The sequence below is a fragment of the Blastococcus sp. SYSU D00820 genome, from assembly GCF_054050695.1.
In genome coordinates this window covers 144,791-171,020 of record NZ_JBJGZW010000007.1, presented here as the reverse complement: position 1 = coordinate 171,020, position 26,230 = coordinate 144,791, and the positions used below count along the sequence as shown (strand labels likewise).

22 protein-coding genes are annotated in these 26,230 nt (G+C 74.4%); 3 read left to right on the top strand and 19 right to left on the bottom strand.

What is annotated here, in order from left to right; all coding sequences use genetic code 11:
* Positions 1–13 precede the first annotated feature (13 nt).
* From hisB to hisD, 3 genes are read right to left on the bottom strand one after another with little or no spacing between them, the layout of a single operon-like run.
* Entirely contained in the window at positions 14–610 is a 597-nt protein-coding gene (gene hisB / locus ACI79R_RS10595; protein WP_456573572.1) for an imidazoleglycerol-phosphate dehydratase HisB, read from the bottom strand.
* Positions 607–1,743 (bottom strand): histidinol-phosphate transaminase, encoded by a 1,137-nt coding sequence (locus ACI79R_RS10590; protein WP_456573571.1) that lies wholly within the window; start codon positions 1,741–1,743, stop codon positions 607–609. The genes hisB and ACI79R_RS10590 overlap by 4 nt, the downstream gene beginning before the upstream one ends.
* A complete protein-coding gene (hisD, locus tag ACI79R_RS10585; RefSeq protein WP_456573570.1) occupies positions 1,740–3,044 on the bottom strand; it encodes a histidinol dehydrogenase in 1,305 nt (434 codons plus the stop codon). Before hisD ends, ACI79R_RS10590 begins: the two co-directional genes overlap by 4 nt.
* A 120-nt stretch (positions 3,045–3,164) precedes the next feature.
* Between hisD and ACI79R_RS10580 the strand changes: the two genes are divergently transcribed.
* Positions 3,165–3,968 carry an LON peptidase substrate-binding domain-containing protein gene (locus ACI79R_RS10580; protein ID WP_456573569.1) on the top strand — a complete coding sequence of 268 codons (804 nt, stop codon included), beginning with the start codon at positions 3,165–3,167 and terminating at the stop codon, positions 3,966–3,968.
* 99 nt (positions 3,969–4,067) lie between these two features.
* On the opposite strand, the gene ACI79R_RS10575 is transcribed toward ACI79R_RS10580, so the two are convergent.
* The 6 genes from ACI79R_RS10575 to lspA all read right to left on the bottom strand — a co-directional run bounded on the left by ACI79R_RS10575 (position 4,068) and on the right by lspA (position 11,263).
* Positions 4,068–4,664, bottom strand: coding sequence for a hypothetical protein (locus ACI79R_RS10575; protein WP_456573568.1), 597 nt, complete (start codon positions 4,662–4,664; stop codon positions 4,068–4,070).
* Positions 4,661–8,218 (bottom strand): DNA polymerase III subunit alpha, encoded by a 3,558-nt coding sequence (gene dnaE / locus ACI79R_RS10570; RefSeq protein ID WP_456573567.1) that lies wholly within the window; start codon positions 8,216–8,218, stop codon positions 4,661–4,663. Before dnaE ends, ACI79R_RS10575 begins: the two co-directional genes overlap by 4 nt.
* A gap of 214 nt (positions 8,219–8,432) precedes the next feature.
* Positions 8,433–8,876, bottom strand: a complete 444-nt coding sequence (locus ACI79R_RS10565) for a GNAT family N-acetyltransferase (RefSeq protein WP_456573566.1) — start codon at positions 8,874–8,876, stop codon at positions 8,433–8,435.
* Positions 8,873–9,658 carry a CPBP family glutamic-type intramembrane protease gene (locus ACI79R_RS10560; RefSeq protein WP_456573565.1) on the bottom strand — a complete coding sequence of 262 codons (786 nt, stop codon included), beginning with the start codon at positions 9,656–9,658 and terminating at the stop codon, positions 8,873–8,875. The genes ACI79R_RS10565 and ACI79R_RS10560 overlap by 4 nt, the downstream gene beginning before the upstream one ends.
* Positions 9,659–9,666: 8 nt before the next feature.
* Positions 9,667–10,605, bottom strand: a complete 939-nt coding sequence (locus ACI79R_RS10555; protein ID WP_456573564.1) for an RluA family pseudouridine synthase — start codon at positions 10,603–10,605, stop codon at positions 9,667–9,669.
* A gap of 55 nt (positions 10,606–10,660) precedes the next feature.
* Positions 10,661–11,263: a signal peptidase II gene (gene lspA / locus ACI79R_RS10550; protein WP_456573563.1), complete on the bottom strand. Its 603-nt coding sequence runs from the start codon at positions 11,261–11,263 to the stop codon at positions 10,661–10,663.
* Positions 11,264–11,488: 225 nt separating this feature from the next.
* Here lspA and ACI79R_RS10545 point away from each other — a divergent pair, with 225 nt between their 5' ends.
* On the top strand, positions 11,489–12,982 hold the full coding sequence (locus tag ACI79R_RS10545; protein ID WP_456573562.1) for a malate:quinone oxidoreductase: 1,494 nt from the start codon (positions 11,489–11,491) through the stop codon (positions 12,980–12,982).
* Between the two features lie 57 nt (positions 12,983–13,039).
* Here ACI79R_RS10545 and ACI79R_RS10540 read toward each other — a convergent pair whose 3' ends face one another.
* Complete coding sequence (locus tag ACI79R_RS10540; protein WP_456573561.1) at positions 13,040–14,551, bottom strand: potassium/proton antiporter; 1,512 nt, start codon at positions 14,549–14,551, stop codon at positions 13,040–13,042.
* A 113-nt stretch (positions 14,552–14,664) separates the two neighbouring features.
* On the opposite strand from ACI79R_RS10540, the gene ileS reads away from it, so the two are divergent.
* Positions 14,665–17,826 (top strand): isoleucine--tRNA ligase, encoded by a 3,162-nt coding sequence (ileS, locus tag ACI79R_RS10535; protein WP_456573560.1) that lies wholly within the window; start codon positions 14,665–14,667, stop codon positions 17,824–17,826.
* Between the two features lie 18 nt (positions 17,827–17,844).
* On the opposite strand, the gene ACI79R_RS10530 is transcribed toward ileS, so the two are convergent.
* The 9 genes from ACI79R_RS10530 to murC all read right to left on the bottom strand — a co-directional run bounded on the left by ACI79R_RS10530 (position 17,845) and on the right by murC (position 26,222).
* Positions 17,845–18,558, bottom strand: coding sequence for a hypothetical protein (locus ACI79R_RS10530; RefSeq protein WP_456573559.1), 714 nt, complete (start codon positions 18,556–18,558; stop codon positions 17,845–17,847).
* 101 nt (positions 18,559–18,659) lie between these two features.
* Entirely contained in the window at positions 18,660–19,382 is a 723-nt protein-coding gene (locus tag ACI79R_RS10525; RefSeq protein WP_456573558.1) for a DivIVA domain-containing protein, read from the bottom strand.
* A 94-nt stretch (positions 19,383–19,476) separates the two neighbouring features.
* Complete coding sequence (locus tag ACI79R_RS10520; RefSeq protein ID WP_456573557.1) at positions 19,477–19,773, bottom strand: YggT family protein; 297 nt, start codon at positions 19,771–19,773, stop codon at positions 19,477–19,479.
* Between the two features lie 93 nt (positions 19,774–19,866).
* Complete coding sequence (locus tag ACI79R_RS10515; RefSeq protein ID WP_456573556.1) at positions 19,867–20,577, bottom strand: cell division protein SepF; 711 nt, start codon at positions 20,575–20,577, stop codon at positions 19,867–19,869.
* Positions 20,577–21,350, bottom strand: coding sequence for a YggS family pyridoxal phosphate-dependent enzyme (locus tag ACI79R_RS10510; RefSeq protein ID WP_456573555.1), 774 nt, complete (start codon positions 21,348–21,350; stop codon positions 20,577–20,579). The genes ACI79R_RS10515 and ACI79R_RS10510 overlap by 1 nt, the downstream gene beginning before the upstream one ends.
* Positions 21,351–21,383: 33 nt before the next feature.
* Positions 21,384–22,115, bottom strand: coding sequence for a peptidoglycan editing factor PgeF (gene pgeF, locus ACI79R_RS10505; protein WP_456573554.1), 732 nt, complete (start codon positions 22,113–22,115; stop codon positions 21,384–21,386).
* 81 nt (positions 22,116–22,196) lie between these two features.
* Positions 22,197–23,480, bottom strand: a complete 1,284-nt coding sequence (ftsZ, locus tag ACI79R_RS10500) for a cell division protein FtsZ (protein ID WP_456573553.1) — start codon at positions 23,478–23,480, stop codon at positions 22,197–22,199.
* A 517-nt stretch (positions 23,481–23,997) separates the two neighbouring features.
* On the bottom strand, positions 23,998–24,792 hold the full coding sequence (locus ACI79R_RS10495; protein ID WP_456573552.1) for a cell division protein FtsQ/DivIB: 795 nt from the start codon (positions 24,790–24,792) through the stop codon (positions 23,998–24,000).
* Positions 24,789–26,222: a UDP-N-acetylmuramate--L-alanine ligase gene (gene murC, locus ACI79R_RS10490; RefSeq protein WP_456573551.1), complete on the bottom strand. Its 1,434-nt coding sequence runs from the start codon at positions 26,220–26,222 to the stop codon at positions 24,789–24,791. The genes ACI79R_RS10495 and murC overlap by 4 nt, the downstream gene beginning before the upstream one ends.
* Positions 26,223–26,230 lie beyond the last annotated feature (8 nt).

The following is a 26,230-nucleotide window of genomic DNA, read 5'->3' as shown; positions in this document are numbered from 1 at the left end:
CTGCGGCATCGGGTTACAGCGCGCCCTTGGTCGAGGGCACGTCGGAGATGCGCGGGTCGAGGGCGACGGCGGTGCGCAGCGCGCGAGCCAGCGCCTTGAACTGCCCCTCGACGATGTGGTGGGCGTCGCGGCCGGCGTAGAGCACCCGCACGTGCAGGCTGATCCGCGCGTTGAACGCGAAGGACTCCAGCACGTGCTTGGTGAGCGACGTGGGGTAGTCCGGCCCGATCATCGGCGTCATGTTCTCGGGCTCGGCGTGCACGAAGTACGGCCGGCCGGAGAGGTCGACCGCCGCCTGCACGAGCACCTCGTCCATCGGGATCGTGGCGTCGCCGTAGCGGGTGATGCCGCGCTTGTCGCCCAGCGCCTCGGCGAACGCCTGCCCGAGGGCGATGGCGACGTCCTCCACGGTGTGGTGGGCGTCGATGTGCAGGTCGCCGTCGGCCTGCACGGTGAGGTCGATGCCGCTGTGCTTGGACAGCGCGGTCAGCATGTGGTCGTAGAACCCGACGCCGGTGCTGATCGAGCTCTTCCCGGTGCCGTCGAGGTCGACCTCGACGACCAGCTTGGTCTCGCTGGTCGCGCGCTCGACGCGTGCAGTGCGGCTCATGATCCCGAGTCTCCCTCACCCGTGCGGTACAGCGGCGCCACCTCACCCAGGGCGGTGAGGAAGGCGGTCGTCTCCTCGGCGGTGCCGGCGGTCACCCGCAGCCAGCCGGGCAGGCCGACGTCGCGGACGAGGACGTCGCGGTCGAGCAGCGCCTGCCACGCGGCGGCGGCGTCGCCGAAGCGGCCGAAGAGCACGAAGTTCGCGTCGCTCGGCACGCTGGTCAGGCCCAGCGTCGGCAGCGCGGCGACGATCCGGTCGCGCTCGGCCTTGACCGCGTCCACCGTGGCCAGCAGCGCGTCGGTGTGGGCCAGCGCGGCGCGCGCGGCCGCCTGGGTGAGCGAGCTCAGGTGGTAGGGCAGCCGCACCAGCTGCAGCGCCTCGACCACCGCGGGGTCGGCGGCGAGGTAGCCCAGCCGCAGGCCCGCCATGCCGAACGCCTTGCTCATCGTCCGGCTGACGATCAGCCGCGGGCGGCCGGGCAGCAGGGTGACCGCCGAGCGGGTGCCGGTGCGGGCGAACTCGGTGTAGGCCTCGTCGACGACCACCACGCCGGTCGTCGCGTCGTGGATCGCCTCGATCGTCTCCAGCGCGACGGCGGTGCCGGTCGGGTTGTTCGGGCTGGTCACGAAGACGACGTCCGGGGCGACCTCGCGGACCTGCGCGACGGCCTGGCCGGCGTCGATGGTGAAGTCCGCGCGCCGGTGCCCGTCGACCCAGCCGGTGCCGGTGCCGGCGCAGATGACCGGGTGCATGGAGTAGGAGGGCGTGAAGCCCAGCGCCGTCCGGCCCGCGCCACCGAAGGCCTGCAGGATCTGCTGCAGCACCTCGTTCGAGCCGTTGGCCGCCCACACCTGCGCGGGCTCGACCGGCTCGCCGGTGGTGCGCGCCAGGTAGGTCGCGAGGTCGGCCCGCAGCGCCGTGGCGTCGCGGTCGGGGTAGCGGTTGAGGCCCACCGCCGCCTCGGTCAGCGCCGTGCCGAGGTCGGCGAGGAGCTCGTCGGGCAGCGGGTGCGGGTTCTCGTTGGTGTTGAGCCGGTGGGCGGCCGGCACCTGCGGGGCGCCGTAGGGCGTGCGGCCGCGCAGCTCGGGCCGCAGCGGGAGCTGGTCGAGCCGCGTCGTCGGGTGCAGGGTCATGCGCGCTGCCGGGCCCGCACCGCGGCCGCGTGCGCCGGGAGGTCCTCGGCGGTGGCCAGGGCGTCGATGTGCCCGGCGACCTCGGCCAGCGCCTGCTCGTCGTACTCGACGACGTGCACGCCGCGCAGGAACGACTGCACCGACAGCCCGCTGGAGTGCCGGGCGCAGCCGCCGGTGGGCAGCACGTGGTTGGAACCGGCGCAGTAGTCGCCCAGCGACACCGGCGACCAGGCGCCGACGAAGATCGCGCCGGCGTTGCGCACCCGCATCGCCACGTCGTGGGCGTCGCGGGTCTGGATCTCCAGGTGCTCGGCGGCGTAGGCGTCGACCACGCGCAGGCCGGCGTCCAGGTCGTCGACGAGGACGATGCCGGACTGGCTGCCGTCGAGGGCGGTGGTGATCCGGTCGGAGTGCTTGGTGGCCGCGACCTGGCCGGGCACCAGCTCGAGGACGGCGTCGGCCAGCGCCTCGCTGTCGGTGACCAGCACGGCGCCGGCGAGCGGGTCGTGCTCGGCCTGGCTGATCAGGTCGGCGGCGACGTGCACCGGGTCGGCGGTGTCGTCGGCGAGGATCGCGACCTCGGTGGGGCCGGCCTCGGAGTCGATGCCGATCAGGCCGCGGAGCAGCCGCTTGGCCGCGGTCGTGTAGACGTTGCCCGGCCCGGTGACCATGTCGACCGGCTCGCAGGAGCCCGCGCCGTACCCGAAGACGGCGATCGCCTGCGCGCCGCCGACGGCGTAGACCTCGGTGACGCCCAGCAGCGCGCAGGCCGCGAGCACGCCCGGGTCGGGCAGGCCGCCGTTGTCGCGCTGCGGCGGGGAGGCCACGGCGATCGACTCGACCCCGGCGATCTGCGCGGGGACGACGTTCATGACCACGCTGGACAGCAGCGGCGCCAGCCCGCCGGGCACGTACAGGCCCACCCGGCGCACCGGCAGCCAGCGCTCGGTGACCGTGCCGCCGCGCACCACCTGGGTGGTGACGTCGGTGCGCCGCTGGTCGGCGTGCACCCGGCGGACCCGGCTGATCGCCTCCTCCAGCGCCGCGCGGACGGCGGGGTCGATGGTGTCCAGCGCCTGCTGGATCGCCTCGACGGGGACGGCGAAGTCCTCGGCGTCCACGCCGTCGAGGCGGGCGGTGATCTCGCGGACGGCCTGGGCGCCGCGGATGCGCACGTCCTCGCACAGCGGGCGGACCGTGGCCAGGACCGAGTCGATGTCGGTGGCGGCGCGCGGCAGCAGGCCGGAGAGCTCGCGCACCCCGGGAAGTGCCGATCCGCGCAGGTCGATGCGGGCGAGCACGGGCTGACCTCCGGGACGGCGGACCCCGCGACGGGGCCCACGGCGGTGGAACGGGAACACCTCAGGGTAGTCGGGACCTGCGACGGACCCGGCCGCACGGGGGCGCCGTAGGCTCCCCGCGTGGGCGAGGTCATCCCGTTGTTCCCCCTCGGGACGCCGCTGTTCCCCGGGGTCGTCCTGCCCCTGCAGGTGTTCGAGCCCCGCTACCGGCGGCTGATGCACGACCTGCTGGCCACCCCCGGCCCGCTCGAGGACCGGTCCTTCGGCGTGGTCGCCATCCGCCAGGGCTGGGAGGTCGAGCAGGTCTCCCCCGCCGAGGCTCTCTACGACATCGGCTGCACCGCCCGGCTGCAGACCGTCCGCCCCCAGCCCGACGGCGGCTTCCGGATCGTCACCGTCGGCGGCAGCCGGTTCCGGCTGCTCGACGTCCTGGTCGCCGACGACCCGCCGTACCTGCAGGCCGAGGTGGAGTGGCTGGCCGACGAGGAGGCCGCCGAGGAGGCCGCCGGCGACCAGGAGGGGCTGGTCGACGCCGGCGGCGAGGACCTCGAGGAGCTGGTGTCCTCGGTGGCCCGCGGCTCGATGGGGGTGCTCGTGCGCAACGTCGGCGAGCTGTTCGCCCGGTACGTGGGCGCGGTCGCCGGGCTGCGCGGGGAGGACCTCGACTCCGATCCGGCCGCCGACGCGGAGACCGCCGCCCTGCTGCAGGCCGTCGGCGACGATCCGCGCGCGCTGTCCTACCTCGTGGCCTCGGCGGCGCTGCTCACCACCGAGGACCGGCAGACCCTGCTGGCGGAGTCGGCGACCCGCCGGCGGCTGGCGCTGGAGTCGCGGCTGCTGCGCCGCGAGCTGACGCTGCTGGAGACCCTCGGCGCCGTGCCCGTGCCGCTGACGCGGTTGGCCGGTCCGCGCAGCGTCAACTGAGGAAGGACCCCCTCCTCCCCACCCCTCGCACGCTCGGGGCGGTACCCGGGAGGGGGCCACACCTCCCCACCCCTCGCACGTGCCCGGGGCCGGGCCTCGCTACGGGCGACCGCTCCCGGTGAGCTCGGCCGCCTCGGGGACGTCGTCGCGGCCGAGGTCCTCACCGGCGGCGAACAGCGTGCCGACGACGTAGGCCAGCACCGCGACGAACGGCGCCACGGCCAGCGCGGCCACCGACCGCAGCTCCAGCGGGGTGGTGACCACCGCCCCGACCTGCTGCAGCTCGGCCGTCGTCGGGGCGGGCCCGAGCGCCACGCCCAGCTGCCAGGCCAGCGCACCGCAGATCAGCGAGCCCAGCGCCAGCGCCCCGAGGACGGCGACCCCGCGGCGGCGCCGCAGCTGCCAGGCGAGCACTCCCGCCACGAGCCCGAGCCCGGCCATGACCAGGACGAACACCGTGTCGTCACCGGCCTTGAGCTCCGCCGAGGCCAGCCCGATCGACTGCACGCCGTCGGCGGTGACTCGGTAGTCCTGCCGGGGGGCCAGCGCCCACCAGAGCAGGCCGGTGACCAGGCCGCTGAAGCCGAGGCCGACGGTGATCCAGAGCGCGACGTCCCGGTCGGCGCGCAGCTCGGCCCGCGCGTCGTAGCGCGGCCACGCCGTCCGCGCCGGCGGCCCGTCGACCGGCAGCATCACAGCAGCGCCACGCTGGTGGGGCCGAGCAGCGCCTTGATGTCGCCCATCAGCGCGGTGCTCGGCCGCACCCGCAGCCCGTGGTCCAGCCGCAGCACGGTCTCGCGCCCCCCGTTCAGCAGCTTCAGGTGCACCTCGGTCGTGCCGGGGTGGCTGCCGAGCACCTCGCGCAGCCGCTCCACCACCGGCGGGGTGCAGCGGGCGGCGGGCATCGACACCATCACCGGGCCGCGGGGGCCCTCGGTGAGCTCGGGGATGCTCACCTCGGCGGCGAACAGCGAGGGCTGGTCGTCGCGGCGGCTGATCCGGCCCTTGACCACGACGATCTGGTCGCGGACCACCTTGTCGGAGACCTCGGCCCAGGTCTTGGGGAAGAACAGCACCTCGATGCCGGACTCGAGGTCCTCCAGGGTCGCGATCGCCCAGGGCGCACCCTGCTTGTTGGTGCGCGGGCCCACCGCGGTGAGGATGCCGGCGATGGTCACCGTGGCGCCGTCCTCGACACCGCCGGCGTTGATCTCCGCGATCGGGGTGTCCGCGTGCGAGGCGAGCACGTGCTCGACGCCGTGCAGCGGGTGGTCGGAGACGTAGAGCCCGAGCATGTCCCGCTCGAAGACCAGCCGCTCGGACTTGGACCAGTCCGCCGTCGGGATGGCGATCTCCAGCGCGCCGCCGAACGGGTCGTCGTCCGCGCCGTCGCCGCCGAAGCCGCCGAACAGGTCGAACTGCCCCTCGGCCTCCTTGCGCTTGAGGCCCATCGCCGCGTCGACGGCCTGGGCGTGGATCGCGGTGATGCCCTGCCGGGAGTGCCCGAGGGAGTCGAACGCGCCGGCCTTGGCCAGCGACTCGATGACCTTCTTGTTGCAGGCGACCGCGTCGATCTTGCGGAGGAAGTCGGCGAAGTCCTTGAACGCGCCCTTCTCCTCCCGGGCGCGGACGATCGACTCGACGACGTTGTGGCCGACGTTGCGCACCGAGGCCAGGCCGAAGCGGATGTCGTCGCCGACGGCGGTGAAGTCCCAGGAGGACTCGTTGACGTCCGGCGGGAGCACCTTGATGCCCATCCGGCGGCACTCGGCCAGGTAGACCGGCCGGCGGTCCTTGTCGTCGCCGACGCTGGTGAGCAGCCCGGCCATGTACTCGGCCGGGTAGTTGGCCTTGAGGTAGGCCGTCCAGTACGAGACCAGGCCGTAGGCGGCCGAGTGGGCCTTGTTGAACGCGTAGTCGGCGAACGGGACGAGGATGTCCCAGAGCGTCTTGATCGCCGCGTCGGAGAAGCCACGCTCCTTCATGCCGGCCTCGAAGCCGACGAACTCGGCGTCCAGGACCGACTTCTTCTTCTTGCCCATCGCCCGGCGCAGCAGGTCGGCCTTGCCGAGCGAGTACCCGGCGACCTTCTGCGCGATGGCCATGACCTGCTCCTGGTACACGATCAGGCCGTACGTGCCGCCCAGGATGTCCTCGAGCGGCTCGGCCAGCTCGGGGTGGATCGGGGTGATCTCCTGCTGGCCGTTCTTGCGCAGCGCGTAGTTGGTGTGGGAGTTCGCACCCATGGGGCCGGGCCGGTAGAGGGCGCCGACGGCGGAGATGTCCTCGAAGTTGTCCGGCCGCATCAGCCGCAGCAGCGACCGCATCGGGCCGCCGTCGAACTGGAAGACGCCGAGGGTGTCACCGCGGGCCAGCAGGTCGTAGGTGGCCTTGTCGGTGAGGTCCTTGCTGATCTCGTCGAGGTCGACCGGCGGCTTGCCGTTGGCGACGATGTTGCGCAGCGCGTCGTCGATGACCGTGAGGTTGCGCAGGCCCAGGAAGTCCATCTTGAGCAGGCCGAGCGTCTCGCAGGTCGGGTAGTCGAACTGCGTGATGATGGCGCCGTCGGCCTCCCGTCGCATGATCGGGATGCTGTCGATCAGCGGGTACCGGCCGATGATGACGCCGGCGGCGTGCACGCCCCACTGGCGCTTCAGGCCCTCGAGCTTGCGGGCCTGGTCGACCACCTCGGCCGCGCCCGGGTCGGACTCGTAGCGGGCGCGGAACTCCGCGGCCTCCTTGTAGCGCGGGTGGGCCGGGTCGAAGACCCCCGACAGCGGGATGCCCTTGCCCATCACGTCCGGCGGCATGAGCTTGGTGAGCTCGTCGCCCACCGAGTAGGGCCGGTCGAGCACGCGCGCGGCGTCCTTGATCGCGGCCTTGGCCTTGATGGTGCCGTAGGTGACGATCTGGCTGACCCGCTCCTCGCCGTACTTCTGCGAGACGTACTGGATCACCTCGCCGCGGCGGCGGTCGTCGAAGTCGATGTCGACGTCGGGCATCGAGACGCGCTCGGGGTTCAGGAAGCGCTCGAAGATCAGCCCGTGCGCCAGCGGGTCGAGGTCGGTGATGCCCAGGGCGTAGGCGGCCAGCGAGCCCGCGGCCGAGCCACGGCCGGGGCCGACCCGGATGCCGTTGTCCTTGGCCCAGTTGATGAAGTCGGCGACCACGAGGAAGTACCCCGGGAAGCCCATCTGGGTGATGATCCCGACCTCGTAGTCGGCCTGCTTGCGCACGTGGTCGGGGATGCCGTTCGGCCAGCGCTTGTGCAGGCCGCGCTCGACCTCCTTGACGAACCAGGAGGTCTCGTCCTCCCCCGGCGGCAGCGGGAAGCGGGGCATGAGGTCGGCGCCCTCGGTGAACGACACCTCGCACTGCTCGGCCACCAGCAGGGTGTTGTCGCAGGCCGCGGCCAGCTCGCCGGGGAACAGCGCGCGCATCTCGGCAGCGCTCTTCAGGTAGTAGCCGTCGCCGTTGAACCGGAAGCGGTTGGTCTCGTTCAGCCGCGACCCGGTCTGGATGCACAGCAGGGCGTCGTGGGCGTCGGCGTCCTCCTTGTGCGTGTAGTGCAGGTCGTTGGTGGCCAGCAGCGGGATGCCGAGCTCGTCGGCGATCTTCATCAGCTCCGGGCGGGTCTTCTTCTCGATGGACAGCCCGTGGTCCATCAGCTCGGCGTAGAAGTTCTCGCGCCCGAAGATGTCCTGGAAGTCGGCCGCGGCCTGGCGGGCGCGGTCGTACTTGCCGGCGCGCAGCCACATGTTGACCTCGCCCGACGGGCACCCGGTCGTGGCGATGAGGCCCTTGCCGTAGCGCTCGAGCAGGTCGCGGTCGAACCGGGGCTTGCGGTACTGGCCCTCCAGGCTGGCCAGCGAGGAGATGCGGAAGAGGTTGTGCATCCCCTCGGTGGTGCGGGCCAGCAGCGTCATGTGGGTGTAGGCGGCCTTGCCGCGGTTGGAGCCGCCGTCGCCCTCCTCGTCGATCAGCTGGTCGCCGAAGTCGAACGGGGCGCGGTCGAACCGCGAGCCGGGCGTGTAGTAGCCCTCCATGCCGATGATCGGCTTCACGCCGGCGGCCTTGGCCTGCTTGTAGAAGTCGTAGGCGCCGAAGACGTTGCCGTGGTCGGTCATGGCCAGGGCGGGCATGCCCTGCTCGGCCGCGGCCTTGGTGACCTCCGGCAGCTTCGCGGCACCGTCGAGCATCGAGTACTCGGTGTGGACGTGCAGGTGCACGAACGAGTCGGTGCTGCTCACGGTGTCAGTACTCCTCACAGGTCGTGCGTGCCCGGCCGTCGGGGACCGGCGGGCGACCGGCGGGGAAGACCGGCAGGGCTGGTGCGGGGGCGACGCCGGTGACCACTGGGCCGGTGCCGGCTCGGCGGTCGGGTCGGTGGGTCGATCCTCGCACTGGGGACGGTCTACGCCGAGGGTCTGACAGAACGTGTCTCCTCACAGGCGGACCGGCCCGTCACATCCGACGCGGCAGCTGCCGGCGCATCGTGACGTGCGCGATACCGGCCTCCTCGTACTCCTCCCCCACGGCCGTGTAGCCGGCCCGCTCGTAGAAGCCGCGGGCGGTGAGCTGGGCGTGCAGCTCCACCTCGGACAGGCCGAGGGCCACCGCCCGGCGGTGCAGCTCCTCCAGCACGGCGGCCCCGTGCCCCGCGCCGCGGGCGGCCGCGTCGACGGCCATGCGGCCGATCACGCCACGGCCGTCGCGGACCAGCAGGCGGCCGGTGGCCACCACCCGGCCGGCGTCGTCCCGGCTCAGCGCGTGGACGGCGGTGGCGTCGGCGGCGTCCTGCTCGATCTCGGCCGGCACCCCCTGCTCCTCGACGAAGACGCGGGTGCGCACCGCGGCGATCTCGGGCCAGTCGGCGGGGCTGGCCGGGCCGGCGGGCACGCCGCTCACCGCAGCACCGAGGAGGCCGGGAGGGCGGCGCCGGGCACGAGCAGGAAGCGCAGGTCGATCAGCGCGTGCAGCAGCACGGGCAGGAGCAGCGAGCCGGTGTCCAGGTAGAGGCCGGCGAGCACGGCGCCGAGGACGCCGGTGGTGACGATGCCCGCGACGCCCTGGTAGGCGTGCGCGACGCCGAAGGCGACCGCGGCCACCACGACGAGGACGGCGTTCGAGAGGCCCCCGCTGACCGCGGCGACCACCGCGAGGAAGAAGCCCCGGTAGAGCCACTCCTCGCAGATGCCGGCGGTCAGGCCGACCACCGTGAACAGCCGCCGCTCCGCACGGGTGCGCGGCAGCAGCGCCAGCGTCGAGTGCACCGGGGCCTCGGCGTGCCGGCCGTCGCCCGCCCTGCGCGCCGGTGCCGGCTCGGCGGTCAGCGCGCCCGAGCGCAGCGCCCGCGTCGAGACGACGACGAGCAGCAGCACCAGCACGGTCGCCACGCCCGACACCGGGCCCGGCCACGACTGCGGCCAGCGCAGCCCCACGGCGGCGGCGTCCACCCCGGGGGCGGACAGCCAGATGACCAGCGCGAGCAGCGCCAGCCCCCACTCGAGCACCAGCAGCCGCAGGTAGAACGACCGGCGGGCGCGGGCGTCGGTGCGCAGCCGGCCCTCGAAGCGGCGGTGCAGGACGGCACCGACCAGCGGCTCCCCGAGCACCAGGTACCCGCCGACGACCACCGCCGACAGCGCTGCCGGCCCGTAGTCGGCCAGCTCCGCGGGCAGCCCGGCCACGACGGCTCCTAGGCCTCGGCCCGCAGGATCGCGAGGGCGCCGGCCAGGTCGGCCGGGTAGTCGCTGGTGAACTCCACCCACGAGCCGTCGGCGGGGTGGGCGAAGCCGAGGCGCACGGCGTGCAGCCACTGCCGGGAGACGCCCAGCCGGGCGGCCAGGGAGGGGTCGGCGCCGTAGGTCATGTCACCCACGCACGGATGGCGCAGCGCGGAGAAGTGCACCCGGATCTGGTGGGTGCGGCCGGTCTCGAGGTGGACGTCGACCAGGCTGGCGGCCGGGAAGGCCTCGATCACCTCGTAGTGCGTCACCGAGGGGCGCCCGCCGCTGACCACGGCGAATTTCCAGTCCGAGCGGGGGTGGCGGTCGATCGGCGCGTCGATCGTGCCGCGCGACGGGTCGGGGTGCCCCTGCACCAGGGCGTGGTAGCCCTTGTCGACCGTCCGCTCCTTGAACGCGGCCTTGAGCAGGGTGTAGGCCCGCTCGCTCTTGGCCACGACCATCAGGCCCGTGGTGGCCGCGTCGAGCCGGTGCACCACGCCCTGCCGCTCGGCCGCCCCCGAGGTGGAGATGCGGTAGCCGGCCGCGGCGAGCCCGCCGACGACCGTCGGCCCGTCCCAGCCGGGGCTGGGGTGCGCGGCCACGCCGACCGGCTTGTCGACCACCACGACGTCGTCGTCGTCGTGCACGACGGTCAGCCCGGCCACCGGCTGCGGAGCCGGGGGCTCGCCCGGCGGGGGCGGGAGCTCGACCTCCAGCCAGCTGCCGCCGGTGAGCCGGTCGCCCTTGCCGCGCACCCGGCCGTCGACGACGACGGCGCCGGCGTCGGCCAGCTCGGCGGCAGCGGCGCGGGTCAGGCCGAACAGCCGGCTGAGCGCCTGGTCGACCCGCTGGCCCTCCAGCCCGTCGGGCACCGGCAGCGCGCGGTGCAGGCCGGGGGTGCTGGTCACGCCCCCATTGTGACCGTTGGTGCCGACGGCGCGGCGGAGCGCTCGCGCGCGCCGGTCACCCGGCGGCCGGCCGATCGTCCTCCCGCGAGCCGCTGCCGGCCCGGGTGCCGTCGAACTCGATGCCCCGCAGGGCCAGCAGGACGCCGAGGACGCCGCCGCAGACGATCGCCGAGTCGGCGACGTTGAACACCGGGAACACCTGCGCGTCGGGCGCGAACACCGAGACGAAGTCGACGACGGCGCCGCGGAGGAACCCCGGATCGCGGAACACCCGGTCGACCAGGTTGCCGAGGGCCCCGCCGAGCACCAGGCCGAGGGCGACCGCCCAGCCCAGGGAGAACAGCTTGCGGGCGGTGCGCACGATGACGACCGCGACGACGGCGGCGATGACGGTGAAGACGATGGTGAAGCCCTCGGCGAAGGAGAACGCCGCACCGGGGTTGCGGTAGTGGGTCAGGTACACCAGGCCGCCGAGCACGCGGATGTCCTCCCCGGGCTCGACGGTGGCGACCACGACCACCTTGGTGACCAGGTCCAGCAGGAAGACGCCGGCGGCGAGGGAGAGCAGCAGCCGGGTGTACGGGCGCCGGGCCGGGGTGGCGGGGGGCGGATCACCAGGGACGTCGTCGCGGGCGTCCGCGGGCTCGTCGGACAGCACGCGCTCCAGGGCTCGGGGCCCCGGCGGGGCCGACCTGCACGACGATAGCCGTGCGGAGACCATGGTCCGGGGTACCCGTCGACAGCGTCCGGCAGGTGCACACCCGAGCCCGGGGTGATCCTTCTCACCCTGCCCCCGACGAATCTCACACCCCCGAGGGGGCGTGAACGGCACCGGATCGGCCGAAGGTCGGAGGGGAGCACGTAACCGGCCAGAGAGGCAGCTGTGTCCACCGAGATCGCACCAGCGACCGACCCCGACGTAGTCCTCGTGGGCGGCGGCATCATGAGCGCGACGCTGGCGTCGCTGCTCGGTGTCGTGGCCCCCGACTGGAGCGTCGCCGTCTTCGAGTCCGCGGGCAGCGTCGCGGGCGAGAGCTCGGACGCCTGGAACAACGCCGGCACCGGCCACGCCGCCCTCTGCGAGCTGAACTACACGCCCGCGGGTCCCGACGGCCGGGTCGACCCCACCAAGGCCATCGGGATCAACGAGCAGTTCCAGGTGTCGCGCCAGTTCTGGTCGCACCTGGTCCGTCAGGGCCTGACCGGCTCGCCCAAGGACTTCATCACCCCGGTTCCGCACATCAGCTTCGTGACCGGTGAGACCGGCCGCACGTACATGCGCAACCGGTACGCCGCGATGTCGGCCGAGCCGCTGTTCGAGGGCATGGAGTACACCGACGACCCCGACACCCTGGCCTCCTGGGTGCCGCTGATGATGGCCGGGCGCGATCCGCAGCAGATCGTGGCCGCCACCCGCTCGCAGGCCGGCACGGACGTCAACTTCGGCGCCCTCACCCGGATGCTGCTGGCCCAGGCCGAGGGCCGCGGCGTGCACGTGCACGTCAACCAGCGGGTCGCCGGCATCGAGCGGCTCTCCGACGGCCGCTGGAAGGTGACCGTCCGCGACACCCGCTCCGGCGAGCACCGCACCGTGCGCACCCGCTTCGTCTTCGTCGGCGCCGGCGGTGGCGCGCTCCCCCTGCTGCAGAAGGCCGGCATCCCCGAGATCCGCGGCTTCGGCGGCTTCCCGGTCAGCGGCAAGTTCCTCCGCACCCGCTCCCCCGAGCTGGTCTCCGGCCACCAGGCCAAGGTCTACGGCCAGGCGGCGGTCGGCGCGCCGCCGATGTCCGTGCCGCACCTGGACCTGCGGCTGATCGACGGCGACCACTCGCTGCTGTTCGGCCCCTACGCGGGCTTCTCCCCGAAGTTCCTCAAGGCCGGGAAGCTCTGGGACCTCCCGATGTCGGTGCGCGGCAACAACATCGGCTCGATGCTCGGCGTCGCCAAGGACAACGTCCCGCTGACCAAGTACCTGATCACCGAGCTGATGAAGTCGGCCAAGTCGCGGCACGCCGTCCTCACCGACTTCATGCCCCTGGCCGAGGCATCGGACTGGGACATGATCACCGCCGGCCAGCGGGTCCAGGTCATCAAGCGCGACGAGACCTCGGGCAAGCCGATCCTGCAGTTCGGCACCGAGCTCGTGGTCGGCGCCGACGGCTCGATCGCCGGCCTGCTGGGCGCCTCTCCCGGCGCCTCGACCGCGGTGTCGGCGATGCTGACGCTGCTGGAGCGCTGCTTCCCGCAGCGGATGGACACCTGGCGGCCGCTGCTGCAGGAGGCCATCCCCTCCTACGGCCACAAGCTGTCCCAGGAGCCGGAGCTGCTGGCCCGGGTCCGCGCGGAGACGATGCAGACCCTCGAGCTCAACGGCTGACCAGCCCCGCACCACCCGAGAGGCGCCGGACCACCCGTCCGGCGCCTCTCGGCGTCTCTAGTCGGTCTCGGTGGCCCGGCCGTCCTCGCCGCGCCAGGAGGCGAGCCGGCCGGCCCGGCTGACCGCCCGCAGCCGCCGCTCGGCCTCCGGCCGCGACCGCCGCGCCGACACCAGCAGCGCCTGGTCCCCGCGCCGCAGCCGGGTCGTCGCGTCGGGGACGAAGGAGTGCCCGTCGCGGACGATCAGCACCACGGCGGCGTCCTCGGGCAGCCGCAGCTCCGGCAGGTAGACGCCGTGCAGCCGCGAGCCCTCCGGCACCCGCAGCTGCATCAGCTCGGCGTCGAGCTCCTCCAGCGGCGCGGCCTCCACCTCGATGTCGCGCGGGGTGACCGGGGCGGCGATCCGCAGCCGGCGGGCCACCCACGGCAGCGACCAGCCCTGCACCACGGTGAAGACGACGACCAGCACGAACACCGTGTCGAAGATCCGCTCGGCGCCGGGCACGTCGAGGGTCAGCGGAAAGGTCGCCAGCACGATGGGGACGGCGCCGCGCAGGCCGGCCCAGGAGACGAACGCCTGCTGCGCCAGCGGCCAGCGGAACCAGACCAGGGACAGCCCGACCGAGAGCGGCCGCGCGACCAGCAGCAGCGCGCCCCCCACGACCAGCGCCGGGCCCAGGGCGTCGAGCAGCCGGCCCGGCGAGGCGAGCAGCCCCAGCAGCACGAACAGCCCGATCTGGGCGAGGGAGGCCATCCCCTCGGCGAACCCGATGCTCGCCGACCGGTGCGGCAGCGCCGCGTTGCCGAGGACGAGACCGCACAGGTAGACCGCGACGATCCCGGAGGTGTGCGCGAGGGTCGCCGCGGCGTAGGCCAGCACGCACAGCGCGAGCATCGCCAGCGGGTAGAAGCCGGCCAGCGGGAGCGCGACCCGCCGCAGCAGCGCCGCGCCGAGGAAGCCGAGGGCCACCCCGATGGCCGCGCCGCCGATCAGCTCGAGCACCACCTCGGCGGCGATCAGCCACCAGGTCTCGGCGTGCGCGTCGGTGAGGTGCGCGGCCAGCGCGGTGACCAGCAGGATCGCCGGGGCGTCGTTGAGCCCGCTCTCGGCCTCGATGGCCGCGGCCAGGCGGCGCGGCAGCGGCAGCCGGCGCAGCGCGGCGAAGACCGCGGCGGCGTCGGTCGAGCTGATCACCGCCGCCAGCAGGAGCGCGAACCCCCACGAGGTGCCGAGCAGCAGCACGGTGACGGCGGCGGTCACCCCCACGCTGACCGCGACGCCGATCGTGGCCAGCGACAGCCCCGGCCCGATGGCGCGGCGCACGTCGGACCACCGGGTGGTCAGACCGCCCTCGGCCAGGATGACCACCAGGGCCGCGACGCCGAGGTTCTGGGTGAGCGCGGCGTCCTCGAACTCGATGCCCAGGCCGCTCTCCCCCAGCGCGACCCCGAGCGCCAGGTAGAGCAGCAGGCTGGGCAGGCCCAGCCGGTCGGCCAGCCGCAGCGCGACCGCGGCCACGAGCACCACCAGCGCGCCGATCGCCAGCGCGAGGGTCACCGTGGTGTTCACCGCGCGCCCCCGACCATGCGGGCATCCTCCCGTACCCCCGTGTCGGGTCCGTTGCGTGCCGGGTCCCTCGCGCCTGCCGCCGAGCCGCTCGACGGCTCGGGGACAATGGGGGCGTGAGCTCTCCCTTCCGCGCGCTGCCCCCGCAGGTCGACCTGCCCGCCCTCGAGCGCGACGTGCTGCAGCGCTGGTCGGACGGCCAGGTCTTCGCCCGCTCGGTGCAGGCCTCGCAGGGCAGGCCGCAGTGGAACGTCTACGAGGGCCCGCCCACCGCCAACGGCCGGCCGGGCACCCACCACATCGAGGCCCGCGCGTTCAAGGACGTCTTCCCGCGGTTCAAGACGATGCAGGGCTGGCACGTGCCCCGCCGTGCCGGCTGGGACTGCCACGGCCTGCCGGTGGAGATCGCCGTCGAGCAGGAGCTGGGCTTCGCCGGCAAGCCCGACATCGAGCGGTACGGCATCGCCGAGTTCAACGCCCGCTGCCGGGAGTCCGTCGAGCGGCACGTGGACGCGTTCACCGAGCTCACCGACCGCATGGGCTACTGGGTCGATCACTCCACCGCCTACTGGACGATGGACCCGACCTACATCGAGAGCGTCTGGTGGTCGCTCAAGCAGGTGTTCGACAAGGGCCTGCTGGTCGAGGACCACCGGGTGGCCCCCTACTGCCCGCGGTGCGGCACCGGGCTGTCCGACCACGAGGTCGCCCAGGGCTACGAGAGCATCACCGACCCGTCGGTGTACGTGCGGCTGCCGGTCACCAGCGGCGAGTGGGCCGGCCGGGCCGACCTGGTCATCTGGACGACGACGCCCTGGACGCTGCCCAGCAACACCGCCGTCGCGGTCAACCCCGACGTCACCTACGTCGTGGCCCGGCGCGGCGAGGACACCCTCGTCGTCGCCGAGCCGCTGCTCGAGGCGGTCTTCGAGGGCCTCGAGGGCGTGGAGGTGCTCGCCCGCACGCCCGGCCGGGACTGGGAGCGGGTGCACTACCGGCGGCCGTTCGAGCTGGTCGACTTCCCCGAGGGCGAGGACGCGCACTACGTCGTCCTCGCCGACTACGTGACTACCGAGGACGGCACCGGCCTGGTGCACCAGTCCCCCGCCTTCGGCGCCGACGACCTCGCCGTCTGCCGCGGCTACGGCCTGCCGGTGGTCAACCCGATCGACGCCGGCGGGCACTTCCTGCCCGAGGTGCCGCTGGTCGGGGGCCGGTTCTTCAAGGTCGCCGACGAGGCGCTGGTCGAGGACCTCTCCGCGCGCGGCGTCCTGTGGCGGGAGAAGCGCTACGAGCACAGCTATCCGCACTGCTGGCGCTGCCACACGCCGCTCATGTACTACGCGCTGCCCTCCTGGTACATCCGCACCAGCGCGATCAAGCAGGACCTGCTCGCCGAGAACGAGAAGACCAACTGGTTCCCCGAGAACATCAAGACCGGCCGGTACGGCGACTGGCTGAACAACAACGTCGACTGGGCGCTGTCCCGCGACCGGTACTGGGGCACGCCGCTGCCGATCTGGCGCAACGACGCCGACCCCTCCCGCATGGTCGTCGTCGGGTCGCTGGCCGAGCTGTCGGAGCTGACCGGCCGTGACCTGTCCGGCCTGGACCCGCACCGGCCGTTCATCGACGAGGTGACCTTCACCCGGCCCGGCGAGGAGGGCACCTACCGCCGCGTGCCCCAGGTCATCGACGCCTGGTACGACTCCGGCTCCATGCCCTTCGCGCAGTGGGGCGCGCCCTACCGCAACGAGCCGGAGTTCCGGGCCGCCTACCCGGCGCAGTTCATCTGCGAGGCCATCGACCAGACCCGCGGCTGGTTCTACTCGCTGATGGCCGTCGGCACGCTGGTGTTCGGCCGCAGCTCCTACGAGAACGTGCTCTGCCTGGGCCACATCCTCGCCGAGGACGGCCGCAAGATGAGCAAGCACCTGGGCAACATCCTCGAGCCCATCCCGCTGATGGACCGGCACGGCGCCGACGCCGTCCGCTGGTTCATGCTGGCCGGCGGCTCACCCTGGTCGGCCCGCCGGGTGGGGCACGAGACGCTGTCCGAGGTGGTCCGCAAGGTCCTGCTGACCTACTGGAACACCGCCAGCTTCTTCACCCTCTACGCCGAGACCAACGCCTGGAGCCCGGCGTCGGCCCCGGCCCCCGCGCGGGCGGAGCGGCCGCTGCTGGACCGCTGGGCGCTGGCCGAGCTGGCCGCCGTCACCGAGGGCGTCACCGCGGCGCTGGAGGACTTCGACACCCAGGGCGCCGGGCGGCTGCTGGCCCAGTTCGTCGACGACCTGTCCAACTGGTACGTCCGGCGGTCGCGCCGGCGGTTCTGGGACGGCGACCCGGCGGCGCTGGCCACCCTCCACGAGGTGCTGGACGGCCTGACCCGGCTGATGGCGCCGTTCACGCCGTTCGTCACCGAGGAGGTGTGGAGCCGCGCGGTCGTGCCGGGGCTGGGCGAGGGCGCGCCGGACAGCGTGCACCTGGCCTCGTGGCCGGAGGTGGACGACGCCGCGCGCGACCCGGAGCTGGTCGAGCAGGTCGCCCTGGTGCGCCGCCTGGTCGAGCTCGGCCGCGCCGCCCGCACCACCGCCAAGGTGCGCACCCGCCAGCCGCTGGCCCGTGCCGTCGTGGCGGCGCCGGGCTGGGCGGCCCTGCCCCGTGACCTCGTCGCCGAGGTCGCCGACGAGCTGAACGTCGCCGCGCTCGACGAGCTCGCGGCGGTCGGCGGCGACCTGGTCGACGTCAGCGTGAAGATCGACTTCCGCGCGGTCGGTCGCCGGCTGGGCAAGCGGGTGCAGGACGTCGCGAAGGCGGTCGCCGCGGCCGACGCCGCGGAGCTGGTCGCCGCCTACCGGTCCGGCACCGCCGCGGTGACCGTCGACGGCGAGCAGGTGCCGCTGGAGGAGGGTGACCTGGTGGTCACCGAGACGCCCCGGGAGGGATGGGCGGTGGCCAGCGGCGCCGGCCTCACCGTCGCCCTGGACCTCGAGCTGACCCCGGAGCTGGAGCGCGCCGGGCTGGTGCGCGAGGCCGTGCGGCTGGTGCAGGAGGCCCGCAAGACCACCGGCCTGGCCGTCAGCGACCGGATCGAGCTGTGGTGGACCGCCGAGGGCGCCGACGCCGCCGCCTGGGAGCAGGCGCTGGCCGAGCACGGCGAGCAGCTCGCCGCGGAGGTGCTGGCCGTGCGGGTGCACGCCGGCACCGCCGGCGACGGCGAGGGCATCGAGGGCCCGGCCGGCTCCCGGTTCTGGCTCGCGCGCGCCGCGGTCTGAGCGGCGGGCGCCGCCCGCTCAGCCCGCCGAGGAGCGGCGCGAGCGGGCGGCGTCGGCCAGGTGCCGGTCGGGGCGGCACAGCGCGCAGGGCGTGAACCCGTCGGTGCGCGCCTCGGCCACCGGCAGCGGGATCGTCTCCCGCCCGGTCAGCCACCGGCACCCGGCGAGGTGGTAGCGCGGGTGCTCGTCGACGACGAGCACCTCGTCGCGCAGGTCGACGACCAGCAGCAGATCGGTGACCTCGACGTCCTCCTCGCCGGGGTCCCCGCCGTCGGCGGTGACCGCGCCGAGCACGGGAGCCGCGGCCGGTTCCTCGGGGGCGGCGTGGCGGGCGTGCCGGCCGGTGCTCGGCGCGGGATCGGGCTCGGCGGCGACGACCGGCTCGAGCGGAGCGCTCGCGGCCGGCTCGGTCCGGGCCGGCTCGGTCGCCGAGGTCGTGCTCGCCGTCGGCTCGCTCGCCGCGGGGGCGGTCCCCGCGGCCGCGGTTGCCGTGGCCTTCGTCTCCGCGGGCTCGGTCTCGGCGGGCTTCGTCGCGGCCGGCTCGGTCGCCGAGGGCTCGGTTCCCGCGGGCTTCCCGCCTCCCGCCGGGCGGAGCCGTGCCGCCACCAGCAGGACGGCCGCGACGGCGCAGCAGGCGACACAGCCCCAGTACGCGGTGGTGGACCCGGTGGCCAGGCCGCCGACGAACAGCGCGAGTCCCCCGAGCACCAGCAGTCCGGCCGCCAAGATCACCGGACGACTGTAGCTGGGCTCACAGGGTGCCGCGCGCAGACCGCCCGGACACGCGACGGGCCCCCGGACCGCTGGTCCGGGGGCCCGTCGACGCGGGTGCGTCAGGCGCTGGCGTGCTGGTTCTGCCGGCTGCTCGAGGACGGCTCGGCCGAGCCGCGGCCGTCGAGGTCGCGCAGGTGCGACTCGAGGTAGGAGCGCAGCCGGGTGCGGTACTCGCGCTCGTAGGTGCGCAGCTCCTCGATCTTGCGCTCGAGGCTCGACCGCTTCTGCTCCAGCCCGCTGAGCACCTCCATGTGGCGGCGCTCGGCGTCCTGGTCGAGCGCGGCGGCCTTGGCGCGGGCCTCGCGCTCCATCGTGTCGGCGCGGGTACGCGCGTCGCTGATCATCGTGTCGGCGCGCATCTTGGCCTCGCTGACCATCTGCTCGCTCTTGGCCCGCGCCTCGCTGACCATGCGCTCGCTGTTGGTCTTGGCGCTGGCGACCATCTCGTCGGCCTGCGCCTTGGCCTCGTTGACGTACCGGTCGGCGGTCTCGGTCGCCAGGGCCAGCATCCGCGAGGCGCGAGCGCTGTCGTCCTCGCGCGGCGCGGCCGGCGGGGGCGGCGGGGCCTGCACCGGGGCCGGCGGCTCGGGAGCCTCGACGCGGGCGGTGCGCCCGGTGTTCGAGCGGAGCTCGTTGTTCTCCTCGATCAGCCGCGCCAGCTCGGCCTCGACCACGTCGAGGAAGGCGTCGACCTCGTCCTCGTCGTAGCCGCGCTTGCCGATCGGAGGCTTCTTGAAGACGACGTTGTGCACGTCGGCTGGTGTGAGTGGCAAGGGGCTCACCTCGGGTCGGACGGCGGGAACAGGGGCGTTCTCGGACGAGCGGCGGCGGACCGCCCCCGACGCGCGGCGTCGCCGCTCCCGGCGGCAGCAGCGGTCATGCGCTGAGGGCGAGACTTCTCGTGATGCCGCGCAGGATGTAGACGGCGATCAACAGCACCATAAACCCGAGGTCCAAGCGGATGGTCCCCAGGTTCAGAGGCGGGATCACCTTGCGCACGACCTTCAGCGGCGGGTCGGTGGTCGAGTAGACGACCTCCAGGCCGGCGGCCACGAGGCCGGACGGGCGCCAGCTGCGCGCCAGCACCATCACCCAGTCGACGACGAACCTCGCGAAGAGCAGGACGAGGAAGACGAGCAGCACCGACGACACGATCTGCCAGAAGAGAGCCACGGTCCTCGATCGTCCAGGGCACCGGTGGGGTGCCTTCCAGTCGCGCCGGGCGGCCCCGGCGCGGGTTCGCGCGCCACGGCCGCCCGGGACGGCTCAGGACTGGTTGAAGAAGCCGCCTTCGCGGATCCGCGCCTTGTCCTCGGCCGTCACGTCGATGTCCCGCGGACTGAGCAGGAACACCTTGGCCGTGACGCGCTCGATACTACCGCGCAGCCCGAACGACAGGCCTGCAGCGAAGTCGACCAGTCGCTTCGCGTCGGCGTCGTCCATCTCGGTGAGGTTCATGATGACCGGCATCCCGTCGCGGAAGCTCTCGCCGATCTGGCGCGCCTCGTTGTAGGTGCGCGGGTGCAGCGTGGTGATCCGGTAGGGCTTGGGGGCCGGCGCCGGCGCGGGAGCCGGCTCGGGAACGGCCGCCACCGGCTCGCGGGCGGCCAGGCCGGCCGCGGCCACCGGGCCGCTGGAGGCGACGGCGGACAGCCCACCGGCACGGGTGGAGCCGGCAGCGGGGGCGACGCCGAGGTTGCGGGGGCCGGGGGTGCGCCGCAGGACGACCGGCTCGGGGTCGGCCACCGGGGGCAGCTCGGCCGCGGGCAGGTCGTCGTCGTAGTAGTCGTACCGGCCGTCGTCCGGATGGCCGTCGTAGTGCTCCTCGGCGACGTACCGGCCGTAGCGCCGGTCGCGGTCGTCGGGACGGTCGTAGCCGTCCGCACCGCGCGCGTCGTACCGACCGCCGTAGGCGCGGGCGTCGTCGTCCTCGACGAGCCCGAGGTAGATGCCCATCTTCCGCATGGCTCCGGCCATCAGACCTCCCCCTCTACTCGGGCTTCCGGGGCCCGTGTGACTGGTGTGACTCGCGTGGCTGGTGAGCCGTCATCCTGCGGGGAGGGTAGGGGCCGCCGGCCGAAGATCGCGGTTCCGACACGCACGAGCGTGGCGCCGGCCGCGACGGCCTGCTCGAGGTCCCCGCTCATCCCGGCCGACAGCTCCGTGGCCTCCGGGTGGTCGGCGCGCACCCGGGCGGCGAGCTCGGCCAGCCGGGCGAAGGCGGCGGCGGGGTCCTCCCCGCGCGGGGCCACGGCCATGAGGCCCAGCAGCCGCAGCCCGGCGCTGCCGGCGACGGTGTCGGCGAGCCCCGGCACGTCGGCGGGGTCGGCGCCGCCCCGGGCGGCCAGCTCACCGCCGGGGCCGCCGAGGTCGACCTGGAGGAAGACCTCGACCGGACGGCCGGCCTCCTCCCCCACCCGGGCCAGCGTGCCGGCGAGCGAGGCCCGGTCCACCGAGTGGACGACCGCGCCGAGCCGGGCGACCGCCGCCGCCTTGTTGCGCTGCAGCTGGCCGACGAAGTGCCAGCGCAGGTCGACGTCGGCGAGCTCGGCGGCCTTGCCCAGCATCTCCTGCGCCCGGTTCTCGCCGAAGTCCCGGTGGCCGAGGGCGGCCAGCGCGCGGACGTCCTCGGCCGGCCAGGTCTTGCTCACCGCCAGCAGCGCCACCGACGCCGGATCGCGGCCGGCCGCGCGCGCGGCGTCGTCGATCCGGGCCCGGACCGCCTGCAGGTTCTCCGCCAGCGTGGTCACGGCGCGATCATCCCGCGCCCGGCCCCGGCGACCTCAGCCGAGCCAGGTGACCCCTGCCTGGCGGCCGGTCACCCCGTCGCGGCGGTGGGAGAACAGGAAGCGGTCCTCGACGGTGCAGCGCGGGTCGTGCACGACCTGCGCCACGCCGGCGCCGCGCAGCACCTCGGCCAGCCCGGCGCGCAGGTCCAGCCCGTAGGTGCCCTTCCGGGTGCGGACGGCGGCCGCGGGGGCCACCCGGGCGACCTCCACCTGCATCGCCCGGGGCACCTCGTAGCAGGCGCCGCAGACGGCCGGCCCCAGGAGCGCGGTGACGTCGCCGGGGCGGCTGCCGAGACCGGCCATGGCGGCCAGGGCCTCGCGGACGACGCCCTGGCGCACGCCCTCGCGCCCGGCGTGCACCGCGGCGACCACGCCGGCGGCGGGGTCGGCCAGGAGGACGGGCACGCAGTCGGCGACCAGCACGCACAGCACCAGGCCGGGCGTCGTCGTCACCACGCCGTCGGTGGCCGGCAGCGGGCCCTCCACCGGGCCGTCGACGACGGCGACGCCGGTGCCGTGCACCTGGTCCATCCAGACCAGCTGCCCGGCCGGCACCTGCAGCTCGCGGGCCAGCCGCTCGCGGTTGGCGGCCACGGCGGCGGGGTCGTCACCGACGTGGCCGCCGAGGTTGAACGACTCGTAGGGAGGAACGGACCGGCCGCCCCGCCGGTCGGTGACGACCCGCCGGGGTCGCACCGCCGAGGGGGCGGCCGAGGTGCCACTCATGGAGCCGACGCTACCGTCCCGCCACCAGCGGTCAGGCCCGCTACAGGGCCCGCCGAGCGCGGGGGCAGCGTCGGGGTCCTCTTACTGACGCAGGAACTCCGGGATGTCGAGCTCTTCCTCGAAGTCCTCGCTGGACAGCGGCCGGCGACCGGCCACCGGGCCGGGGATCGGCGGCAGCGGCGGCACGCTGATGCCCCCGCCGGCCGCGGCGACCGGCCGGACCGGCGCCTGAGGCTGCGCGGGCTGGGCGGCCTGCGGCGCCGCGGAGCCCACCAGCCGCTCCCCCGTGGCCGCGGGGGCCGGGTGCGCGGACTGGACGACCGGCTGCGGCACCACCGACGGGCGGGCGGCCACGGGCGGGGCGACCGGCGGCGCGGTCGGCAGCGAGGCGACCCCGGCGTCCTTGCGGGCGCTGGGCCGGCCGCTGTCGAAGCCGGCCGCGATGACGGTCACCCGCACCTCGTCGCCGAGGGCGTCGTCGATCACCGCACCGAAGATGATGTTGGCGTCGGCGTGCGCGGCGTCGGAGACCAGCGAGGCGGCCTCGTTGATCTCGAACAGCCCGAGGTCGGACCCACCGGAGATCGACAGCAGCACGCCGTGGGCACCCTCCATCGACGCCTCCAGCAGCGGGCTGGCGATCGCCTGCTCGGCGGCCAGCAGGGCGCGGTTGTCACCGCGCGCGCTGCCGATGCCCATGAGCGCCGAGCCCGCCCCCGACATGACCGACTTGACGTCGGCGAAGTCGAGGTTGATCAGGCCCGGGGTGGTGATCAGGTCGGTGATCCCCTGGACACCGGAGAGCAGCACCTGGTCGGCGGTCCGGAAGGCGTCCATGACGCTCACGTTCCGGTCGCCCAGCTGCAGCAGCCGGTCGTTGGGGATCACGATGAGCGTGTCGCACTCGTTGCGCAGCTCCTCGATGCCCGACTCGGCCTGGACCGCGCGCCGCTTCCCCTCGAAGGAGAACGGGCGGGTGACCACGCCGATGGTCAGCGCGCCGAGCTTGCGGGCGATCGAGGCGACGACGGGGGCGCCGCCGGTGCCGGTGCCACCGCCTTCGCCGGCGGTCACGAAGACCATGTCGGCGCCCTTGAGCACCTCCTCGATCTCCTCCCGGTGGTCCTCGGCGGCCTGCCGGCCGACGTCCGGCTGCGCGCCGGCGCCCAGCCCGCGGGTGAGCTCGCGGCCGACGTCGAGCTTGACGTCGGCGTCGCTCATCAACAGCGCCTGGGCGTCGGTGTTGATGGCGATGAACTCGACCCCCTTGAGGCCGACCTCGATCATCCGGTTGACCGCGTTCACCCCGCCGCCGCCGATGCCGACGACCTTGATGACCGCGAGGTAGTTGTGCGGAGGTGTCATGTGGGGCTCCCGACCTCGACCCTCATCCTCAAGTAAAGCCTTATAGTTATGTCAACTGGGTCGACGCGGACGAAGTTAGGTGGGGCGCGAGGGGCGCTACAAGCACCGCCTCCGGCCCGGCGTGTCGGAAAGGGCCGGTCCCACCGAACTCCCGCGACTCAGATGTCACATCCGCACCACTGACCGTGACGACTCGCCTGGTCGGCGTCTCATGTCGGGGTCGAAGCCGGGGAACACGCCGCTCGGCCGCTGTGGCGAAGTCGCTGGTCGTGTCGGGCGTGTCGCGCGGACCGGCGTGTCGGGTCCCCGGCGCCCGCGCGGACGCTGCGGAGGGGTGCGGGCACCGTCCGCGAGCGGCCGCCACCGCCGCACCCCGCGCACTGCCCTCCACACGATCAGGGTCCCTGGTCGTACCGGGTCCTCCCCGAGCGTGCGCGGTCCGGGAGGACACCCCACGATCAGGAACCCTGATCATGTGCGCGCCGCCCCCACCGCGCCGCTGACGGGGGCGGGGCGGTCAGCGCAGGACGACCGACGAGGGCGCGCTCACGTCGATGGTGACGGCCGGCTCGAGGGCGCCCGCGGCGATCTGCTCCAGCAGCGCCACGAGCGCGGCGGCCTTGTCCTCGGCGTCCTCGGCGCTGCCCCACAGCACGGTGGTGCCGTCGGCGAGGGTCAGCGTCACGTCCTGCGCAGTGGTGGCCGAGACCTGCGCGACCTGCTCGCGGACGTCCCGCGGCAGGGCGACCAGCGCGCCCAGCGCCGCGCGGGTGGCGGTGTCCTCCGGGCCCGGATCGGCCACCCGCAGCGGCACCACACCGGCCGGCGGCTGCCCGGTCACGGTGTCGAACAGGACGCCGTCGGCGTCCACCAGCGACCGGGTGCCGGCCCGCTCCACCACCGCGACGGGAACCCGCTCCACCACGGTGACGACGACGCTGCGCGGCCAGCCGCGGGTCACCTCGACCGAGGCCACCTGGGGCAGCCGGGCCACCCGCGCGGCGGCGGCGTCGACGTCGACCCGCAGCAGCGGCGTCCCGTCCGCGATGCCGGCGGCCGCGCGCACCTCCTCCGCGGTGAGCGAGCTCGCGCCGTCCACGCGCACCTCGTGCACGCCCAGCACCGGACTGCCCCACACCAGCCAGGCCCCGGCCACCAGCGCGGTCACCGCCACCGCCAGCCGGACCAGCAGCCGCCGGCGCCGGTCGGCCGGGGTGTCCCGCCGGGGCCGGCGCGGCCGCGGCGGGGTGGCGGGCCGGCGGGCGGCCGCCGAGCCGGCCCGGTCGCGCGTGGTGAGGCCGGCCCGGCTCACCGCTCGGCGCCCGCCGCGCCCGCCAGGGCCTCGAGCACCTCCGGACCGACCATGGAGACGTTGCCCGCGCCCATGGTGATGACCACGTCACCGGGGCGAGCGCGCTGCGCCAGCGCCGGCGCCGCGGCCGACCACGAGGGCTCGAAGTGCACCTGCCCGGCCGGCAGCGGCACGGCCTCGGCGACCATGGCGCCGGTGATGCCGGGGACGGGGTCCTCCCGGGCGCCGTAGACGTCCATGACCACGACCTCGTCGGCCAGGCCCAGGGCCTCGCCGAAGGCGGACGCGAACTCCCGGGTGCGGCTGTAGAGGTGCGGCTGGAAGGCCACCACGACCCGGCCCTCCCCCGCCACCGCCCGCGCGGCCCGCAGCTGGGCGGTCACCTCGGTCGGGTGGTGGGCGTAGTCGTCGAAGACCCGCACCCCGCCCACGGCGCCCTTGAACTCGAACCGCCGGTGCACGCCGCCGAAGCGGCCGAGGCCGGCGATAAGAGAGTCGGCGGGCAGCCCGAGCTCCAGCCCGGCCAGCAGCGCGGCGGCGCTGTTGCGCGCCATGTGCTCGCCGGGCACGCGGATGGACACCCGGCCCAGCACCTGCCCGTCCAGCAGCGCCGTCCACGCCGTCGTCTCCGGGCCGACCTCGATGTCGACCAGCCGCAGGTCGGCGTCCTCGGCGGTGCCGTAGGTGCGCACCCGCGCCGGCGTCGGGACGCCGCGCAGCCGGGCCGAGCCCGGGTCGTCGGCACAGAGGACGACGAACCCGGCCGGGTCGACGGTGGTCAGGAACCGGTCGAAGGCGGCCTCGACCGCGGCCAGGTCGCCGTAGTTGTCCAGGTGGTCGGCCTCGACGTTGGTGACGATCGCCCCGAACGGGGCCAGGAGCAGGAAGGACCGGTCGCTCTCGTCGGCCTCGGCCACGAAGACGTCGCCCTCGCCGGCGTGGGCGTTGCTGCCCGACTCGTTGAGGTCGCCGCCGATGGCGAACGACGGATCGACCCCGCACGCCTGCACCGCGACGGTGAGCATCGAGGTGGTGGAGGTCTTGCCGTGCGTGCCGGCGACCGCCACGCTGCGCCGTCCGGCCATGACCGCAGCCAGCGCGACCGCGCGCGGGAGCACCCGGAGCCCGCGCTCGCGGGCGGCGACCAGCTCGGGGTTGTCGTCCCGGATGGCGGTGGAGACCACGACGGTGTCGGCGTCGCCGAGGTGGGCCGGGTCGTGGCCCAGGCCGACGCGGGCGCCCAGGGCGCGCAGGGCCAGCAGCGTGGGGGTGTCCCGCCGGTCGCTGCCCGACACCCGGACGCCGCGCGCCAGCAGGATGCGGGCGATGCCGCTCATCCCCGCTCCGCCGATCCCGACGAAGTGCACCGCGCCCAGCTCCGCCAGGGACGGCACGGGCTCGTTCCACGCCGCCACAGCCGCGGCGCTCACTGCTCGCC

Excerpts from the sequence above, each read along its gene's own strand:
- hisB (WP_456573572.1), bottom strand. The coding sequence starts at position 610 with ATGAGCCGCACTGCACGCGTCGAGCGCGCGACCAGCGAGACCAAGCTG.
- ACI79R_RS10590 (WP_456573571.1), bottom strand. The coding sequence starts at position 1,743 with ATGACCCTGCACCCGACGACGCGGCTCGACCAGCTCCCGCTGCGGCCC.
- ACI79R_RS10515 (WP_456573556.1), bottom strand. The coding sequence starts at position 20,577 with ATGGCCGGAGCCATGCGGAAGATGGGCATCTACCTCGGGCTCGTCGAG.
- pgeF (WP_456573554.1), bottom strand. The coding sequence starts at position 22,115 with ATGAGTGGCACCTCGGCCGCCCCCTCGGCGGTGCGACCCCGGCGGGTC.
- ftsZ (WP_456573553.1), bottom strand. The coding sequence starts at position 23,480 with ATGACACCTCCGCACAACTACCTCGCGGTCATCAAGGTCGTCGGCATC.